We start from the raw sequence: 17,181 nt of genomic DNA on the forward strand, positions 1-17,181 counted from the left end.
ACCGGTAGTTCTTCTTAGGCTTTCGGGCGGTACGGCTCTTCGGAGGCGTATCGCCCGTACCCTTGCAGTAACAGCAGGGCGTCAAATAGCGGGCGCCCATGACTGAAGGATCAAAACATGCTGATCGCTCAGCGTCCCTCGTTGACCGAAGAGGTCGTCGACGAGTTCCGCTCCCGGTTCGTGATCGAGCCGCTGGAGCCGGGCTTCGGTTACACCCTCGGCAACTCCCTGCGTCGTACGCTCCTCTCCTCGATCCCGGGTGCGGCGGTCACGTCCATCCGTATCGACGGTGTCCTGCACGAGTTCACCACCGTGCCGGGCGTCAAGGAGGACGTCACCGACCTCATCCTCAACATCAAGCAGCTGGTCGTCTCCTCGGAGCACGACGAGCCGGTCGTGATGTACCTGCGCAAGCAGGGCCCGGGTCTGGTCACCGCCGCCGACATCGCGCCCCCGGCCGGTGTCGAGGTGCACAACCCCGACCTCGTCCTCGCCACGCTCAACGGCAAGGGCAAGCTGGAGATGGAGCTCACGGTCGAGCGTGGCCGTGGTTACGTCTCCGCCGTGCAGAACAAGCAGGTGGGGCAGGAGATCGGCCGTATCCCGGTCGACTCCATCTACTCGCCGGTGCTGAAGGTCACGTACAAGGTCGAGGCGACCCGTGTCGAGCAGCGCACCGACTTCGACAAGCTGATCGTCGACGTCGAGACCAAGCAGGCCATGCGTCCCCGTGACGCCATGGCGTCCGCCGGTAAGACCCTGGTGGAGCTGTTCGGTCTGGCCCGCGAGCTCAACATCGACGCCGAGGGCATCGACATGGGCCCGTCCCCCACGGACGCCGCCCTTGCCGCCGACCTGGCGCTGCCGATCGAGGAGCTGGAGCTCACGGTCCGCTCCTACAACTGCCTCAAGCGTGAGGGCATCCACTCCGTGGGTGAGCTCGTCGCCCGCTCCGAGGCCGACCTCCTCGACATCCGCAACTTCGGTGCGAAGTCGATCGACGAGGTCAAGGCGAAGCTGGCTGGCATGGGCCTGGCCCTCAAGGACAGCCCGCCCGGATTCGACCCGACCGCTGCCGCCGACGCCTTCGGCGCCGACGACGACGCGGACGCCGGGTTCGTCGAGACCGAGCAGTACTAAGAGCTCGGGCCGGACGGTCCGTACTCGGGTGCGGGTGCGTTGTGGCTTGTCGCGCTCGCGCGGCGGAGCCGCATATCGACAACGTCCCGCGCCCCTTCCGGAGGCGCCCCCTGCGGGGCTGCCTCCGGATCTCCGACGGGCGATCGCCCGCTCGGACACTGACCTCGGTACCTGATACGGCCGGGGCAGACACCTAGGAGAAACACCATGCCGAAGCCCACCAAGGGTGCCCGTCTGGGCGGCAGCGCCGCGCACGAGAAGCTGCTCCTCGCGAACCTCGCGAAGTCGCTGTTCGAGCACGGCCGTATCACCACCACCGAGGCGAAGGCCCGTCGGCTGCGGCCGTACGCCGAGCGTCTGGTCACCAAGGCGAAGAAGGGCGACCTTCACAACCGCCGTCAGGTGCTCCAGGTGATCACGGACAAGAGCATCGTCCACACGCTCTTCACCGAGATCGGCCCGCGCTACGAGAACCGCCCGGGTGGCTACACCCGTATCACCAAGATCGGTAACCGCCGTGGCGACAACGCGCCCATGGCTGTCATCGAGCTGGTGGAGGCCCTGACCGTGGCCCAGCAGGCCACCGGTGAGGCCGAGGCGGCCACCAAGCGTGCCGTCAAGGAAGACGCCCTCAAGAAGGACGAGGTCGTCGAGGACGCGGCTCCGGCCGACGAGGCTCCCGCCGAGGAGTCCAAGGACGCCTGAGGCTCTGCCTTGCAGTGAACGGGTCCGCCCTTCGGGGCGGGCCCGTTCCGCGTTTCCCGAAGGACGCAGTGCTGAGAGGATCTAGGGGTGAGTGACGAAGTACAGCCCGGGTTCGTACGGGTGCGGTTGGATCTGTCGTACGACGGGACCGAGTTCTCCGGGTGGGCCAAGCAGGCCGGGGGACGGCGGACCGTGCAGGGCGAGATCGAGGACGCCCTGCGGACCGTCACGCGGTCGAGGGAGACGTACGAACTGACCGTCGCCGGGCGGACCGACGCCGGTGTGCACGCGCGCGGGCAGGTCGCCCATGTCGATCTTCCCCGGGAGGTCTGGGGCGAGCACCACGACAAGCTGCTCAAGCGACTCGCCGGGCGCCTGCCCAAGGACGTACGGGTGTGGGCCCTGCGGGAGGCGCCCAGTGGCTTCAACGCCCGGTTCTCGGCCGTCTGGCGGCGGTACGCCTACCGGGTCACCGACAACCCCGGCGGCGTCGACCCCCTCCTGCGCAACCACGTCCTCTGGCACGACTGGCCGCTCGACGTCGACGCCATGAACGAGGCCGCCCAGCGGCTCCTCGGGGAACACGACTTCGCCGCCTACTGCAAGCGACGGGAGGGCGCGACCACCATTCGTACGCTCCAGGAGCTGAGTCTGCGCAAGGGCGAGGACGGAATCATCACCGCCACCGTCCGGGCCGACGCCTTCTGCCACAACATGGTGCGCTCGCTGATCGGGGCGCTGCTGTTCGTGGGGGACGGGCACCGCGGGCCCGACTGGCCGGGCAAGGTGCTCGCCGTCGGCGTACGGGATTCGGCTGTGCATGTCGTACGGCCGCACGGGCTGACCCTCGAAGAGGTCGGCTACCCGGCCGACGAGCTGCTTGCCGCGCGCAACAAGGAGGCGCGGAACAAGCGGACGCTGCCCGGGGCCGGATGCTGCTGACCCGGCCCCGCGCCCGCGCCTAGGCCGGTTCCACGATCAGCCACGCCACCGTCGAGGTGTCCCCGGCGACGCCCTTGACGCTGAAGGACGTGCCGGCGGTGCGGGCGGAGACGTAGGCGATGCCGGCCGGGGTGCCGCCGGGGGCCTGGACGGTCAGGAAGATGCGGCTGGTGGCGGTGACCGCGGTGGTCGCGACCGTGACCGCGGTGGCGCCGTTCAGGGTGAGCGTGCCCATCTTCGCGTTGGTGCCCTCCTTGACCTTGATGCCCTTGCCGGCCAGGCCCGCCACGATGTCCGAGTCGGCGCTGCCGACCTGGGCCGCGCCCAGCCGCCCCCAGCTGGTGTCCCGGCCGGTGGAGCCGCCGGCGCCGAAGCTCTGGGTGCCGGCGATGTCCACGGCGAAGCGGTTGACCGAGTCGCCGGTGACCTGGGACTGGAAGGCCCGCGAGGCGGTGTCGGCGCCGGTGACGGCGTAGCCCTGGCCGGCGGCCTGGGTCTGGACGAGGCTGACGCCTGGGCTCGCGGTGGCGTTGACGACCACGCCCGGGGTCGTACCGGACTGGCCGAGGGTGATGCGGCCGGTGTTGCGGCGGACGGTGACCGGGGTGTCGATCGCGGTGCCGTCGTCGGCGTACCGGACGAGGGCGAAGTCGGAGCCGTCGCCCGAGCCGGACTCGGCGGCGTCGGTGGTGCGCAGCGCCCAGCGGCGGTTCTTGCCGCGCGACCAGAACTGCACGTCACGGGTGGTTCCGGCGGCCCCGGACACCATGTGGACGTCGGACTTGTCCCAGGTGATGCCCGCGTCGGTGTGGGTGCCCGCGGTGACGCCGCTGTGCCGTACGACGACCGCGCCGGCGTCGTTGAAGGGGGCCGTGACGCCGACGTACTCGCCGCCGACGACCGAGACGCAGCTGGCGGAGTTCAGGGCGGAGGTGGTGATGCCGTACGACGGGGAGTAGTCGCCCGTGTTGTCGTCGTTGCGGCCCGTCGAGGTGGAGCAGCCGGTGAGGACGACGCCCTCGGCGGCGCTGCCCGTGATGCTGAAGCCGGAGTAGCCGGTGCCCGCCTTGCCGTCCCGCTTGGCCAGGCAGCCCAGGAACTGGATGAAGCGGCCGCCGGCGGAGGTGGCGACGTGGAAGCCGTCCTGGCCGCTGCGGTCGGTGTTGCAGCCGACGACGACCATGGAGTAGTTGATGCCGGTGATGTTGTAGCCGTGCTGGCCGTTCCACTCGGAGCGGCAGTCGACCATGGTCACGGCGTTGGGGTTGAGGATGTCGTAGCCGTGCAGGCTGTTGCCCTGGGAGTAGCACTGGAACAGGTCGGCGTCGACCAGGCCGCCGCCGGTGCCCTGGGAGTCGCCCCAGGTGAAGCCGTGGAGGTTGTTGTCCACGCAGTGGACCTGGTTGAACTGGAAGGCGGCCGCGTTCTGGGCGTTGACGCCGTTGCCGGTGAACCGCCAGACCGTCACCTTGTCCATGCCGACGTCCTTGACGCCGGGGTTGATGCGGATGCCGTCGATGGGATCGCCCACCGTCGCGCCGTCCGGCACCTTGGTCAGCGTGTCGCGCCCGTCGAGTGCGAGGCCGTACAGGCGCGGCCCGCCCCGGTAGGCGGAGTCGGTGTACGTGCCCTGCACCGGGGCCGGGTCGATGACGATCAGGGCTTCGCCGGTGAAGTTGCCGATGCCGGGGCGCAGGAAGGAGTCGGGCATGTTGGTACGCACCGGGAAGTGCGGGTTCCAGTCGCCGCGCAGCGTCACGCCGAGGGAGAGCTTCAGCGGTGAGGCGATGCGGTACTTGCCCGGCGGGAAGTAGACCGTGCCGCCCTGGCCTGCGGCGTCGATGGCTTTCTGGATCGCGGGCTGGTCGTCGGTCGAGTCGTCGCCGAGGGCGCCGAAAGCGGAGTCTTTGACATTCAGCCACCCTGCGAGGGCGTCAGCGGCGGCCGCCTCGCCCGCCGCGGCGACGGTCGTGGCGAGAGCGGCGCCACCGAGGCCCGCGGCGCTCGCGAGCAGACGGCGTCTGGACGTACGGGAAGTGCTCACGTGCTGGTCCCCCCAAGGGATCGGCCGAAGGCGAAGGCGATCAGCATGATCACCTGTTGGGGGAGGCTCTCACACGTTCTTGTCGGGCGTCACTCGTCGGCCGCGGCCGACGCCTGGGCCTCGCCGCGCCGGCGGATCTGCCGGAAGGCGAAGTCGGCGAGGTCGTCACCCGTGCTGAACACCTTGGTGTCCTTGGCCGTGACGTCCTTGCCGCTGGGGAAGCCGGTGATCGTGAAGTAGGCGTAGCGGCCGTAGGCGTTCGTAGTGGAGCGGCAGACGGCGCCGCTGCAGAAGTCCTTGACGCCCTTGCCGGACAGCGCCTTGACGATGCTCTTGCTGTCGGCCTGGCCCTTGGCCTTGGTGGCCTGCGCCTCGGTGTCGAAGACGGCCACGCCGACGGTCACCGCGATGTCGTCCTTGGTGTAGGTGACGCGCATCAGCCGGGTGCAGCCGTTGGCGGTGAGGATCTTCGGAAGCGTGCCCTGGGCGGCCGTGGCGCAGCTCTTCGTGTCGGCCGTGGCGCTCTTCTTGTACACGGTCTCGCTCACGGTCAGCTGCGTGCCCGGGAAGAGGATGTCCGGGCCGAGCGGCGCCGTGTCCTTCTTGGCGCTGGCCACGAAGTCCTTCGGGTCCAGCGGGGGCGGGGCGGTCGTAGGGGCGAACGACGGCGTCGAGGTGGCGCCGCCGCTCGGTATGTCCGCGGTCGAGGGCAGCTGGGAGGCCGGCTGGTTCGACGCCTCCGAGTCGCCGTTCGCCGACACCACGCCCATGGCGACGGCGGTGCCGATCCCGACCGTGGCCAGCACGCCGCCGCCGATGAAGAGGATCTTCCGCCGCTTGTTGCGCGTCTCCGAGGCCTCGGCGAGTGCCGCCCAGTCCGGGGACTGCCCGTCGCTGCCGCTGGTCCACGGCTGCTGGGAATTCGGTTTCCAGGGATCCCACTGGGACTGGGGTCCCCCCTGCCCATAGCTCATGGGGCGCATCTTAGACGGGACGCGGGGGATGCGGTTCTGTCTCAACGCGCCCTGGAGTCACGGGCGTTCGCGGCGCAAGGAGGGTTATAGGCGACATGTCCGGGTGATCCGCGCCGGGGTGGAGGGGCCGGACCTGCGTATACGCGTGCGAGGCTACGGACGGTCACGTGGCATGTACGGTCATGTGGCGAGGCCGCGCGTGCGAAGCTGTATATACAGAGCGGGCCCGGACTGTACCTGGCGCGACGGCGGCACTCGGATCTCGTACGACCTGCCGGGGGTGCCTGATCTCACATCGGCGTGCGGTATGGGTCAGGTCGAAGTCCTTTCGAGGTCCTTCTGGGGCCCGGTGAAGGCCGGCTGAAGATCGATCGAAGGGGTGCGCGAGGGTTCGCGAGGGACGCGCGGACGCTCGTTTTGACCCGTCCATGGGGGTCCGGGTACTCTGATTCTTCGTTGTGTATTGGCTTGCCTTCTCACGGGACGGGCCCTTACACCGGTCCACCGGGCCGATGACCAGCGACCAGCACGCGGTTTGCGTCACCGCAGTGCGGTCAGGGCTGTCGTGATCGTCTTTGGTGACCTGTCAGGACCATTCACTGAAGAAGCGAAGGCTACGAACCGTGCGTACGTACAGCCCCAAGCCCGGCGATGTGACGCGCCAGTGGCACGTCATCGATGCTCAGGACGTTGTCCTGGGTCGTCTCGCCACCACTGCCGCCAGCCTCCTCCGTGGCAAGCACAAGCCGATCTACGCCCCGCACGTCGACACCGGTGACTTCGTCGTCATCATCAACGCCGACAAGGTGCACCTCTCCGGCAACAAGCGGACCCAGAAGATGGCGTACCGCCACTCGGGTTACCCGGGTGGTCTGCGCTCCGTCCGCTACGACGAGCTGCTTGCCAAGAACCCCGAGAAGGCCATCGAGAAGGCCGTCAAGGGCATGCTCCCCAAGAACACCCTGGGCCGTCAGATGCTCTCGAAGCTGAAGGTCTACTCGGGCGACCAGCACCCGCACGCTGCCCAGCAGCCGGTGCCGTTCGAGATCACCCAGGTCGCGCAGTAGTTCCGGCCACCCCCTAAGACGAAAAGAAATCTGAGGAGAATCGTGGCCGAGACCACCGTTGAGCAGCCGGTCGAAGAGACTGAGCTCGTCGACATTGACAGCTACACCACCGAGTCCGAGGTTCCCGTCGAGGGCGAGTACACCTCGGAGTCGCTGGCTTCCCGCTTCGGCGAGCCGCAGCCGGCCGCCGGCCTGGGCCGTCGCAAGAACGCCATCGCCCGCGTCCGGATCGTCCCGGGCACCGGCAAGTGGAAGATCAACGGTCGCACCCTCGAGGACTACTTCCCGAACAAGGTGCACCAGCAGGAAGTCAACGAGCCCTTCAAGGTGCTCGAGCTCGAGGGCCGCTACGACGTCATCGCCCGCATCGCGGGTGGCGGTGTCTCCGGTCAGGCCGGTGCCCTGCGCCTCGGCGTGGCCCGCGCCCTGAACGAGGCGGACGTGGACAACAACCGCGGCCCGCTCAAGAAGGCCGGCTTCCTCAAGCGCGACGACCGTGCGGTCGAGCGCAAGAAGGCCGGTCTGAAGAAGGCCCGCAAGGCCCCGCAGTACAGCAAGCGTTAATCACCAGCTGCCCTGCAGGTACTCCGAACGCCCCGGCGGCACGCCACAGTGCCGCCGGGGCGTTCGTTTATCACAGCCTTCGGGCGTATAACGGCACAAGACGCTCAATGGCTTGTGCTATCGGATGTTCAGGCATCGTATGCCTGGGATGCGGGAGTCCCGTGTGTGGGCCGCACCGGCGCACGACTTCCGTAACTGACGCTTCCTCAGGAGGACACGTGGGACGACTCTTCGGCACGGACGGCGTGCGCGGTGTCGCCAACGCGGATCTGACGGCCGAGATGGCGCTCGGTCTGTCCGTCGCGGCGGCGCACGTGCTGGCCGAGGCGGGTACGTTCGCGGGCCACCGGCCGACGGCGGTGGTCGGGCGGGATCCGCGCGCGTCCGGGGAGTTCCTCGAGGCCGCCGTGGTCGCGGGCCTCGCGAGCGCGGGCGTCGACGTCCTGCGCGTCGGTGTGCTGCCGACGCCGGCGGTGGCGTACCTCACCGGCGTGCTCGGTGCCGACCTCGGCGTGATGCTGTCCGCCAGCCACAACGCCATGCCCGACAACGGCGTCAAGTTCTTCGCCCGCGGCGGCCACAAGCTCGCCGACGAGCTCGAGGACAAGATCGAGACCGTCTACGAGGAGCACCGCACCGGCGCGCCCTGGGAGCGGCCGACGGGCGCGGGTGTCGGGCGCGTGCGGTCGTACGACGAAGGGTTCGACAAGTACGTCGCCCACCTCATCGCCGTGCTCCCGAACCGGCTGGACGGTCTGAAGATCGTCCTCGACGAGGCGCACGGCGCTGCCGCGCGGGTCTCGCCCGAGGCGTTCACGCGGGCCGGCGCCGAAGTGATCACCATCGGTGCCGAGCCGGACGGGCTCAACATCAACGACGGCTGCGGATCGACGCACCTCGGCCCGCTGAAGGAGGCCGTCGTCGCGCACGGTGCCGCACTCGGCATCGCGCACGACGGTGATGCCGACCGCTGCCTCGCCGTGGACCACACCGGTGCGGAGATCGACGGCGACCAGATCCTCGCCGTGCTCGCGCTGGCGATGCGGGAGCGTTCCGCACTGCGCTCCGACACCGTCGTCGCGACCGTGATGTCCAACCTGGGCTTCAAGCTGGCGTTGGAGCGCGAGGGCCTCAAGCTCATCCAGACCGCGGTCGGCGACCGCTACGTCCTGGAGGAGATGAAGCAGCACGGCTACGCCCTCGGCGGCGAGCAGTCCGGGCACGTGATCATCCTCGACCACGCGACGACCGGCGACGGCACGCTGACCGGGCTGATGCTGGCCGCGCGGGTCGCGCAGAGCGGGCGTTCGCTGCGGGAGCTCGCGTCCGTGATGGAGCGGCTGCCGCAGGTCCTCGTCAATGTGCCGGACGTGGACAAGGCACGGGTCGGGACGTCCGCGGATCTCGCCGCCGCGGTGGCCGAGGCGGAGCGGGAACTCGGCTCCACGGGACGGGTGTTGCTGCGGCCGTCCGGTACGGAGCCGCTGGTCCGCGTCATGGTCGAGGCGGCGGACATCGATCAGGCGCGGTCGGTGGCCGGGCGGTTGGCGGATGCGGTGAAGTCGGCGCTCGGCTAGACCAGTTCCTGGCTGAACCCCTGACGGGCCTTTCCGGCACCGCCCACTTGGTGGGCGGTGCCGGCCGTTTTCCGGGGCTGAGTGGCCGTCAGAGTTTGCGCAGGCTGAGCCGTTGCACCTTGTGGTCCGGGCCCTTGCGCACGATCAGGGTCGCGCGGCCGCGGGTGGGGGCCACGTTCTCCACGAGGTTGGGCTTGTTGATGGTGCGCCAGGTGGTGCGGGCGTAGTCGAGGGCCTCCTCCTCGGAGACCTGGGTGTACTTGCGGAAGTACGAGGACGGGTTCTGGAAGGCGGTCGCGCGCAGCTTCTTGAACCGGTTGAGGTACCAGCTCTCGATGTCCTCGGTGCGGGCGTCGACGTACACGCTGAAGTCGAAGTAGTCGGCGAGACCGACCCGGGTGCGGCCGTCCTTGCCGGGGAGGGCGGGCTGCAGGACGTTCAGGCCCTCGACGATCAGGATGTCGGGGCGGCGGACCGTGAGCCGCTGGTCGGGGACGATGTCGTAGATGAGGTGCGAGTAGACGGGCGCCGTCACCTCGTCCTTGCCGGCCTTGATGTCGGCGACGAAACGGGTCAGGGCGCGGCGGTCGTACGACTCGGGGAAACCCTTCCGCGACATCAGGCCGCGGGCCTCCAGCTCCTTGGTGGGAAGCAGGAAACCGTCCGTGGTCACCAGCTCGACGCGCGGGTGCTCGGGCCAGCGGGAGAGCAGCGCTTGGAGGAGCCGGGCGACGGTCGACTTGCCGACCGCGACCGAGCCCGCGACGCCTATGACGAACGGGGTGCCGGACTGGGAGCCCTGTTCGCCGAGGAAGGTGTTGAGCGCCCCTCTGAGCCCGTCCGTGGCGCCGACGTAGAGGTTGAGCAGTCTGGACAGCGGGAGGTAGACGTCCCGCACCTCGTCGAGGTCGATGACATCGCCGAGACCGCGCAGCTTCTCGACCTCCTCGGCGGTGAGCGGCAGCGGCGTCTTCTCACGCAGCGCGCTCCACTCGGCTCGGGTGAGGTCGACGTAGGGAGTCGCCTCCGGCTTGTGCCGGTGGGCGCTCCGGGAGATCGGGGAGACCGGAGAGATCACAGTCCATTGTTAACGGAGTTTGAACGGGGTGGGAGGTGGGGTGCGTCACGCGGGACCGACGAAGCCGTCATCGCCCGTGCGGTGCTGTGGCGACTTCGCCGCCGTCGGGGCGGCCCGGCCGTCTCTACAGCCTCAGGGCCCGCCGGCACTCTTCGAGAGCGAAGGAACCGACCTTGAGTTCCGTCAGCCGGCTGGATCGTGTGATTCCTCGTGGGCGGCGTGCGGCCCGGAAGCGGTGGTGTTGGTCCAGCTGGCGAGGATGCCGATGGCTTCCGCGGAGGGGGAGGCAGGTTCGGGGGTGTAGATGATGAGTGTCTGGTCGGGGTCGCCTTCGACGGCGAGAACCACGTAGTCGAGGGTGAGGTCGCCGACGAGCGGGTGGTGGAGGCGTTTGGTGCCCGTGGTGTGGGCCTGGACGTCGTGGTCGGCCCACAGGCGGCGGAAGGTGTCGCTGTGCAGGGACAGCTCGCCTATCAGCTCGGTGAGTTGTGGGTCGTCGGAGTGGCGTCCGGCGTACAGGCGCAGCGTGGCCACGCAGTCGGCGGCGACCCGTTCCCAGTCGGTGTACAGCGCGTGTGCGGCTTCGTCGAGGAAGACGAAGCGTGCGGCGTTGCGCTCGTGATGGGGGCGGGCCTGGAAGTCCGCGATGAGGGCGTAACCGAGTCGGTTGGCCGCCAGGACGTCCATGCGCCGCCCCTGCACCACAGCTGGGACGGCAAGCGAGTCAAGGGCCCGGTACACGGCCGGGCGCACGCGCTGCGGCGGCTGTGGCCGCCGGTTGCGGGCGCGGGCCGCGGTGGGCTGGGCGAGATCGAAGAGGTGGGCACGTTCGGTGTCGTCCAGATGCAAGGCGCGTGCGACGGCATCGAGGACGGTCTCGGAGACCCCTTGGGTGCGGCCGCGTTCCAGGCGGACGTAGTAGTCGACGCTGACCCCGGCCAGCTGGGCGACTTCCTCCCGGCGCAGCCCCGGCACCCGGCGGGCGCCCGGGTGCGGGGCGAGGCCGGCCTGTTCGGGGGTGATCCGAGCCCGGCGGGTGCGCAGGAACTCACGGATCTCGGTGCTGCGGTCCATGGACCCACCGTACGGCGGACCCCTTCCCCTCTCAGCTGGTGAAAGGGGTACTGCCAGACCCCCGGAAGAGCAGGCCCCCGTACGGGCCCCCAAGGGGGGCCGGGCGGTGGTTGCCTGGATAGCGGGCCCACTGCACCGCACCGATCACGGCGCTGGCAGGCCGCCCCCGATTCACCCGATCCGCCTCATGCAAAGCCCTGGCTGCCTGTGCCCTGCGCCGTGCGGCCGGAGAAGAGGAAGTCCCTCATGGCAACGAACCTGACCGGCACCGTCGCTCTCGTCACCGGCGCGAGCAGCGGCATCGGTGCCGCCACCGCCCGCGAGCTCGCCGAGCACGGCGCCTCCGTCGCCCTCGTGGCCCGCCGCAAAGACCGCCTGGACGAGCTGGCCGTCGAGATCCAGAAGGCGGGCGGCTCCGCCCTGGTCGTGGAGGCGGACATCACCGACCGCACCCAGGCCGAGGCGGCCGTCCAACAGACCGTCGAGCACTTCGGACGGCTGGACACCCTGGTCAACAACGCCGGCCTCATGCTGCTCGGCCCCGTCGTCGGAGCGGACGTCGAGGAGTGGGAGCGCATGCTCGCCGTCAACGTCCAGGGTCTGCTCTACACCACCCGCGCTGCTCTCCCGCACCTGCTCAGGGCCGCCGAGGAGGGTCCGCGCAGGGTCGCCGACATCGTCAACATCAGCTCGATCGCCGGTCGTGTGGCCTGGAACGGCTATGGCGTCTACAACCTCACCAAGTTCGGCGTGAACGGCTTCACCGAGTCCCTGCGCCAGGAGGTCACCCAGCGGCACGTACGCGTCGGTGTCCTGGAGCCGGGCGGCGTGGACACCGAGCTCGGCTCGCACAACAAGGCCGAGGTCCGCGACGCGATGATCAACCCGTTCTACGAGACGACCGAGGTCCTCCGCCCCGAGGACATCGCCGACGGCGTCGCCTACATGGTCACCCGTCCTCGCCACGCCTCCGTCGGCGAGCTGTGGATCATGCCGACCGACCAGGCCTGACCGGTCGGGTTCCGACCTCGTCCCGTTGCCCGTCTACCGGCTGGGACACCACCCATCACCACCACCACAGGTGCCGGGACACGGCACCTGAAAAGGAATCCCTCATGAGCAAGGTCATTTTCGTCACCGGTGCCGGACGCGGTCTGGGCACGGACATCGTCCGCGAGGCCCTCGCAGCCGGCCACCGGGTCGTCGCCACCGGCCGCCGTCCCGAAGAGGTCGAGAAGACTCTGGGCGGGCCGCAGGACAACCTGCTGGTCACCAAGGTGGACGTCACCGACCTGGAGGACGCCGAGGCCGCCGCGCAGGCCGCCGTCGACCGCTTTGGCCGCATCGACGTCCTGGTCAACAACGCCGGGAACTTCTTCGCCGGCTACTTCGAGGAGATCACGCCCGCGCAGATGCGCCAGCAGATCGAGACCAATCTCTTCGGCCCGATGAACGTCACCCGCGCCGTCCTGCCCATCATGCGGGGGCAGCGCGCCGGTCATGTCATCACCCTTTCCTCCTCCGCCGGCCTGATCGGCCAGGAGTTCTGCGTCGCGTATGCCGCCTCCAAGTTCGGCGTCGAGGGCTGGATGGAGTCGCTGCGCTATGACGTGGAGCCGTACGGCATCCACACCACGGTCGTGGAGCCCGGCTTCTTCCGCACCGAGCTGCTCGTAGACGGCTCCACCATCTGGCCCGAGCCGACCATCGACGACTACGCCGAGCGCACCACCGCGACCATCGCGGCCTGGAAGAGCATGAACGGTCAGCAGAGCGGCGACCCCGCCAAGCTCGCCCGCGCCCTGCTGACCATCGCCGACCAGGACAAGCCGCTGCTGCGCTTCGTCGCCGGCGCGGACGCCATCGAGGGCGTCGAGGCCAAGGCCAAGGAACTGCTGGCCCAGGCCGAGGCCTCCCGCGAACTCGGTGCCAACCTGGCCTACGACGACACCGACGCCTGAGCACCACTCCACGCCCCGGCCCGCACCCGGGCCGAGGCGGAGGCCGCCGCCGGGTGTGCCTAGTGAGGTCGGCCAGGTGCTCGCCGGGACGTTCGTACCCCGGTGGGAATTTCCGATTTCGGGCACGCGGCGGCTCTTTTTGGCGGCCGTCGGACCTTAGGCTGCCGCTCATGTGCGGAATCGTGGGATACGTGGGGGCGCAGCCGGCGCTCGATGTTGTCATGGCCGGACTCAAGCGGCTGGAGTACCGGGGGTACGACTCGGCGGGCGTCGCCGTGTTGGCGGACGGCGGGCTGGCCGCGGCGAAGAGGGCCGGGAAGCTGGTCAACCTGGAGAAGGAGCTGGTCGAGCGGCCGCTGCCGACCGGGATGACGGGTATCGGGCACACGCGGTGGGCCACGCATGGCGGCCCCACGGATGCGAACGCGCATCCGCATCTCGACAACGCGGGGCGCGTCGCTGTCGTGCACAACGGGATCATCGAGAACTTCGCGGCGCTGCGGGCCGAGCTGGCGGAGCGCGGTCACGAGCTGACGTCCGAGACGGACACCGAGGTGGTCGCGCACCTGCTCGCCGAGGAGTTCTCCTCCTGCGCGGACCTGGCGGAGGCGATGCGGCTGGTGTGCCGACGCCTGGAGGGCGCGTTCACGCTGGTCGCGGTGCACGCGGACGAGCCGGACGTGGTCGTGGGGGCGCGGCGGAACTCGCCGCTCGTGGTGGGCGTCGCAGAGGGCGAGGCCTTTCTCGCCTCGGATGTCGCCGCGTTCATCGCCCATACGCGGTCGGCGATCGAGCTGGGTCAGGACCAGGTGGTGGAGCTGCGCCGGGAAGGCGTGACCGTGACGGGCTTCGACGGCCGTCCGGCGGAGGTGCGCTCCTATCACGTCGACTGGGACGCGTCGGCCGCGGAAAAGGGGGGTTATGACTACTTCATGCTCAAGGAGATCGCCGAGCAGCCCAAGGCGGTCGCCGATACGCTCCTGGGCCGCATCGACGCGTCCGGTTCGCTGACGCTCGACGAGGTCCGTATCTCCACCGCCGAGCTGCGCGAGGTGGACAAGGTCGTCATCGTCGCGTGCGGTACGGCCTTCCATGCCGGGCTGATCGCCAAGTACGCCATCGAGCACTGGACCCGCATCCCGTGCGAGGTGGAGCTGGCGAGCGAGTTCCGCTACCGGGATCCGATCCTGGACTCCAGGTCCCTGGTGATCGCCATCTCCCAGTCCGGCGAGACCATGGACACGCTCATGGCCCTCCGGCACGCCCGCGAGCAGGGCTCCAAGGTGCTGGCGATCTGCAACACCAACGGCTCTACGATCCCGCGCGAGTCCGACGCGGTGCTGTACACGCACGCCGGGCCGGAGGTTGCGGTCGCCTCGACGAAGGCGTTCCTGACGCAACTCGTGGCCTGCTATCTGGTGGCGCTGTATCTGGGCCAGGTGCGGGGCACCAAGTGGGGCGACGAGATCCGGGCCGTCATCCGGGACCTGTCGCAGATCTCCGGCGAGGTCGACCGGGTCCTGGAGACGATGGAGCCGGTGCGGGCGCTGGCACGCACGCTGGCGGAGAAGAAGACAGTGCTGTTCCTGGGGCGGCACGTGGGGTATCCGGTGGCGTTGGAGGGTGCGCTGAAGCTGAAAGAGCTGGCGTACATGCACGCCGAGGGCTTCGCTGCGGGCGAGTTGAAGCACGGCCCGATCGCGCTGATCGAGGAGGACCTGCCGGTGGTGGTCGTCGTGCCGTCGCCGCGTGGCCGGTCCGTCCTCCACGACAAGATCGTGTCCAACATCCAGGAGATCCGGGCGCGGGGTGCGCGGACGATCGTGATCGCGGAGGAGGGGGATGAGGCGGTCGTCCCGTACGCCGACCATCTGATCCGGATCCCGGCGACTCCGACCTTGCTTCAGCCGCTGGTGGCTACGGTGCCCTTGCAGGTCTTCGCGTGTGAGCTGGCCACGGCTCGGGGCAACGAGGTGGATCAGCCTCGGAACCTGGCGAAGTCGGTGACGGTGGAGTGAGTTTCCTTTAGGGCTTCGATGAAGGGGGTGAAGGACCCGGCTGGGAAGACGAGGGTGCGGTCGGCCGGGGCCTTGGAGTCGCGTATGGCCACGTGGGTGTGTGAGTTCGCGATCTCGACGCAGTCGTTGCCGTCATCGGGGCCCGAGTAGGACGACTTCCGCCAGTTGTCCATGGAGTGCCTCACAGCTCTTTCGTCAGTCGGTGGATGAAGTCACGCGACTGCTCGGGTTCGAGTGCCACTGCTTCTACCTTACGGAAGCGCGTTCGAAAAGCGCCGAGTTGGGCTTCGGAATCGATGAAGGCTGAGCCATGGGGCACATCGCGCACCACCGTGTCCAGCTTGGGCACGGGACCGCCCATGTACGTCATGGTGCTGGCCGCCCTGGCGAAGTCGTCCAAATCGAAGGGGATGACACGCACGCTGACGTGGTCCGATTCGGAGAGCTCCAGGAGCCGGGCGAGTTGAGCCCGGGATGCGGCGCGATCGCTGACCCTGATCCGCAGCGCTGCCTCGTGGATCACTGCTTCGTACGGGATGGGGGAGGGGCCGTCGATGATCACCTGGCGGGCGATCCGGTGGCGGATGCGCAACTCAAGTTCGTCGTGGGTGAGTTCGGGCACCCGGGAGGAGAAGACCGCGCGGGCGTAGCCCTCCGTCTGTAGTGGGCCCGGTACGTAAAGGATGGCCACATCACGGCGGAACGAGGCGTGGTGATCCAGTTCGGACAGGTCCAGGAACGACGTGGGCAGCAGGCCTCGGTACTCCTCCCACCAGCCGCGTGTCCGATCGGTGGCCACTGCGACCAAGGCTTCGATGAACTCACCGTCTGTGCACGCATAGTGGGACGCAAGCCGGCGCAACCGCTCCTCGCTCACCCCTGAGAGGCCGGACTCGATGTGACTCATCTGGACGGGGCTCACTCCGAGCAGCGCTGCCGCCTGCCGGGCGCTGAGGCCGGCCGCCTCGCGAAGTCTGCGCAGTTCAACCGCCAGGCGCATCTGACGTGCCGTTGGTTCGCGCCTGGTCGTCATCGACTGCTCCTCGGTGCAATGCGCCTGTGACTGCGACTCGTTCGGGCGTCAGATTACGCGATCGGCTTGCCGAACCGAAACATTAACCCCTACCGTCAGTGATGCGACGCACACGCTGCGGAATGCCGGGATCCCGGAAGCGCACCGCCCCGTCCTGCCATGACGGCTGCGGCACTGCCACCGCCCGCCGACCGCAACCCCCCACCAGTGAATGGGAGTTGCCGCATGCCTGAAAACGAGCCCAATGAGCCGAACGAGCCCTGGGAGTACTCCCTCTACATCCCCAACGACCCCCGAGCCGTCACCGTCTGCCGCCGCACCCTCCGCCTGATCCTCACCCTGCACGGATTGATCGGGCTCGTCGACACCGCCGAACTCCTCGCCACCGAGCTGATCTCCAACGCCGTACGCCACACCAAGGGGCCCGCCGCGCTGCGGGTGCGCTGGTCGGCGGGCGTGTTGCGGATCGGGGCATGGGATGCCGACCCGGAGCCGCCCCCGCCGCCGGGGGAGTTGGAGCAGCTCGGGGAGGTGGAGGAGGGGCGTGGGCTGGGGTTGGTGCGGGCGTGTGCCGATGGGTGGGGCTGGCAGCCGCTGTCCAGGTTCGGCAACCGGGGCAAGCTCGTGTGGTGCGAGTTGGGGGTGGCTTAGCTGTTGGCGCGTGGGATTGGTGGATTCGTCCCGGGCTCCGTGGCCGTTGCAGTACCGTGCGGAGGCCGCGAGTGGTACAGATCTGCCAATCCTGTGACAGTTCCACCGTTCACCCCGAAGATTCATGATCGGTGCAGTTCCGGCTGGACGGAAAGCAATCGTCGGCAACGCCACCGGCGCGGACCCGATCGCGTACACCACCATGTATCGCTACGACGTGCTGGGTCGCCTCGTACGGGAGGCCGCCCCGGTCGTCGAGGCCGAGGTGACTGGTTACCACACCTTCGGCGAGGCCGCCGAGGCCAACGACGCTTGGGGCAAGGTCGCCCGAACCCGAACGGTCAGAATTGGTC

Annotated in this window: 16 protein-coding genes; 10 read left to right on the top strand and 6 right to left on the bottom strand. The window is 69.0% G+C overall.

Annotated elements, in window-relative coordinates; translation table 11 throughout:
* The first annotated feature begins 117 nt into the window (after window positions 1–117).
* The 3 genes from ABT114_RS17610 (at window position 118) to truA (ending at window position 2,787) form a co-directional block, all read left to right on the top strand.
* Window positions 118–1,140: a DNA-directed RNA polymerase subunit alpha gene (locus ABT114_RS17610; protein ID WP_003966937.1), complete on the top strand. Its 1,023-nt coding sequence runs from the start codon at window positions 118–120 to the stop codon at window positions 1,138–1,140.
* Window positions 1,141–1,347: 207 nt separating this feature from the next.
* Complete coding sequence (rplQ, locus tag ABT114_RS17615; protein ID WP_351143399.1) at window positions 1,348–1,845, top strand: 50S ribosomal protein L17; 498 nt, start codon at window positions 1,348–1,350, stop codon at window positions 1,843–1,845.
* Window positions 1,846–1,932: 87 nt separating this feature from the next.
* Window positions 1,933–2,787: a tRNA pseudouridine(38-40) synthase TruA gene (gene truA / locus ABT114_RS17620; protein WP_351143401.1), complete on the top strand. Its 855-nt coding sequence runs from the start codon at window positions 1,933–1,935 to the stop codon at window positions 2,785–2,787.
* A 19-nt stretch (window positions 2,788–2,806) separates the two neighbouring features.
* On the opposite strand, the gene ABT114_RS17625 is transcribed toward truA, so the two are convergent.
* Complete coding sequence (locus ABT114_RS17625; protein WP_351143403.1) at window positions 2,807–4,831, bottom strand: glycosyl hydrolase family 28-related protein; 2,025 nt, start codon at window positions 4,829–4,831, stop codon at window positions 2,807–2,809.
* Window positions 4,832–4,920: 89 nt separating this feature from the next.
* The gene (locus ABT114_RS17630) at window positions 4,921–5,805 is read right to left on the bottom strand and encodes a hypothetical protein (RefSeq protein ID WP_351143406.1); all 885 of its coding nucleotides are present in this window, start codon (window positions 5,803–5,805) and stop codon (window positions 4,921–4,923) included.
* A gap of 623 nt (window positions 5,806–6,428) precedes the next feature.
* On the opposite strand from ABT114_RS17630, the gene rplM reads away from it, so the two are divergent.
* From rplM to glmM, 3 genes are all read left to right on the top strand, one after another.
* A complete protein-coding gene (gene rplM, locus ABT114_RS17635; RefSeq protein ID WP_351143408.1) occupies window positions 6,429–6,872 on the top strand; it encodes a 50S ribosomal protein L13 in 444 nt (147 codons plus the stop codon).
* Between the two features lie 42 nt (window positions 6,873–6,914).
* On the top strand, window positions 6,915–7,436 hold the full coding sequence (gene rpsI, locus ABT114_RS17640; RefSeq protein ID WP_030950653.1) for a 30S ribosomal protein S9: 522 nt from the start codon (window positions 6,915–6,917) through the stop codon (window positions 7,434–7,436).
* Window positions 7,437–7,654: 218 nt separating this feature from the next.
* Complete coding sequence (gene glmM / locus ABT114_RS17645) at window positions 7,655–9,013, top strand: phosphoglucosamine mutase (RefSeq protein WP_351143410.1); 1,359 nt, start codon at window positions 7,655–7,657, stop codon at window positions 9,011–9,013.
* A gap of 88 nt (window positions 9,014–9,101) precedes the next feature.
* Here glmM and coaA read toward each other — a convergent pair whose 3' ends face one another.
* Together coaA and ABT114_RS17655 are read right to left on the bottom strand one after the other, a co-directional pair.
* Window positions 9,102–10,091 carry a type I pantothenate kinase gene (gene coaA, locus ABT114_RS17650; protein ID WP_351143412.1) on the bottom strand — a complete coding sequence of 330 codons (990 nt, stop codon included), beginning with the start codon at window positions 10,089–10,091 and terminating at the stop codon, window positions 9,102–9,104.
* A 183-nt stretch (window positions 10,092–10,274) separates the two neighbouring features.
* The gene (locus tag ABT114_RS17655; protein ID WP_351143414.1) at window positions 10,275–11,165 is read right to left on the bottom strand and encodes a helix-turn-helix transcriptional regulator; all 891 of its coding nucleotides are present in this window, start codon (window positions 11,163–11,165) and stop codon (window positions 10,275–10,277) included.
* 246 nt (window positions 11,166–11,411) lie between these two features.
* Here ABT114_RS17655 and ABT114_RS17660 point away from each other — a divergent pair, with 246 nt between their 5' ends.
* From ABT114_RS17660 to glmS, 3 genes are all read left to right on the top strand, one after another.
* Complete coding sequence (locus ABT114_RS17660) at window positions 11,412–12,176, top strand: SDR family NAD(P)-dependent oxidoreductase (RefSeq protein ID WP_351143416.1); 765 nt, start codon at window positions 11,412–11,414, stop codon at window positions 12,174–12,176.
* A 104-nt stretch (window positions 12,177–12,280) separates the two neighbouring features.
* Window positions 12,281–13,126 (top strand): SDR family oxidoreductase, encoded by an 846-nt coding sequence (locus ABT114_RS17665; protein ID WP_351143418.1) that lies wholly within the window; start codon window positions 12,281–12,283, stop codon window positions 13,124–13,126.
* 170 nt (window positions 13,127–13,296) lie between these two features.
* On the top strand, window positions 13,297–15,144 hold the full coding sequence (gene glmS / locus ABT114_RS17670; protein WP_351143420.1) for a glutamine--fructose-6-phosphate transaminase (isomerizing): 1,848 nt from the start codon (window positions 13,297–13,299) through the stop codon (window positions 15,142–15,144).
* Here glmS and ABT114_RS17675 read toward each other — a convergent pair.
* Window positions 15,105–15,317, bottom strand: coding sequence for a DUF397 domain-containing protein (locus ABT114_RS17675; RefSeq protein WP_351143422.1), 213 nt, complete (start codon window positions 15,315–15,317; stop codon window positions 15,105–15,107). The genes glmS and ABT114_RS17675 overlap by 40 nt on opposite strands.
* An 8-nt stretch (window positions 15,318–15,325) precedes the next feature.
* Window positions 15,326–16,177 carry a helix-turn-helix domain-containing protein gene (locus tag ABT114_RS17680; RefSeq protein ID WP_351143424.1) on the bottom strand — a complete coding sequence of 284 codons (852 nt, stop codon included), beginning with the start codon at window positions 16,175–16,177 and terminating at the stop codon, window positions 15,326–15,328.
* A gap of 225 nt (window positions 16,178–16,402) precedes the next feature.
* On the opposite strand from ABT114_RS17680, the gene ABT114_RS17685 reads away from it, so the two are divergent.
* The gene (locus tag ABT114_RS17685) at window positions 16,403–16,828 is read left to right on the top strand and encodes an ATP-binding protein (RefSeq protein ID WP_351143426.1); all 426 of its coding nucleotides are present in this window, start codon (window positions 16,403–16,405) and stop codon (window positions 16,826–16,828) included.
* The last annotated feature ends 353 nt before the right edge of the window (window positions 16,829–17,181 follow it).

This window comes from Streptomyces sp. NPDC002088 (assembly GCF_040296605.1).
GTDB lineage: Bacteria > Actinomycetota > Actinomycetes > Streptomycetales > Streptomycetaceae > Streptomyces.

What these genes read in the sequence shown, in the direction of transcription:
- ABT114_RS17655 (WP_351143414.1), bottom strand. Translation starts at nt 11,165, where the DNA reads ATGGACCGCAGCACCGAGATCCGTGAGTTCCTGCGCACCCGCCGGGCT.
- glmS (WP_351143420.1), top strand. Translation starts at nt 13,297, where the DNA reads ATGTGCGGAATCGTGGGATACGTGGGGGCGCAGCCGGCGCTCGATGTT.
- ABT114_RS17665 (WP_351143418.1), top strand. Translation starts at nt 12,281, where the DNA reads ATGAGCAAGGTCATTTTCGTCACCGGTGCCGGACGCGGTCTGGGCACG.
- ABT114_RS17630 (WP_351143406.1), bottom strand. Translation starts at nt 5,805, where the DNA reads ATGAGCTATGGGCAGGGGGGACCCCAGTCCCAGTGGGATCCCTGGAAA.
- ABT114_RS17610 (WP_003966937.1), top strand. Translation starts at nt 118, where the DNA reads ATGCTGATCGCTCAGCGTCCCTCGTTGACCGAAGAGGTCGTCGACGAG.
- rplQ (WP_351143399.1), top strand. Translation starts at nt 1,348, where the DNA reads ATGCCGAAGCCCACCAAGGGTGCCCGTCTGGGCGGCAGCGCCGCGCAC.
- ABT114_RS17660 (WP_351143416.1), top strand. Translation starts at nt 11,412, where the DNA reads ATGGCAACGAACCTGACCGGCACCGTCGCTCTCGTCACCGGCGCGAGC.
- ABT114_RS17680 (WP_351143424.1), bottom strand. Translation starts at nt 16,177, where the DNA reads ATGACGACCAGGCGCGAACCAACGGCACGTCAGATGCGCCTGGCGGTT.
- ABT114_RS17685 (WP_351143426.1), top strand. Translation starts at nt 16,403, where the DNA reads ATGCCTGAAAACGAGCCCAATGAGCCGAACGAGCCCTGGGAGTACTCC.
- ABT114_RS17675 (WP_351143422.1), bottom strand. Translation starts at nt 15,317, where the DNA reads ATGGACAACTGGCGGAAGTCGTCCTACTCGGGCCCCGATGACGGCAAC.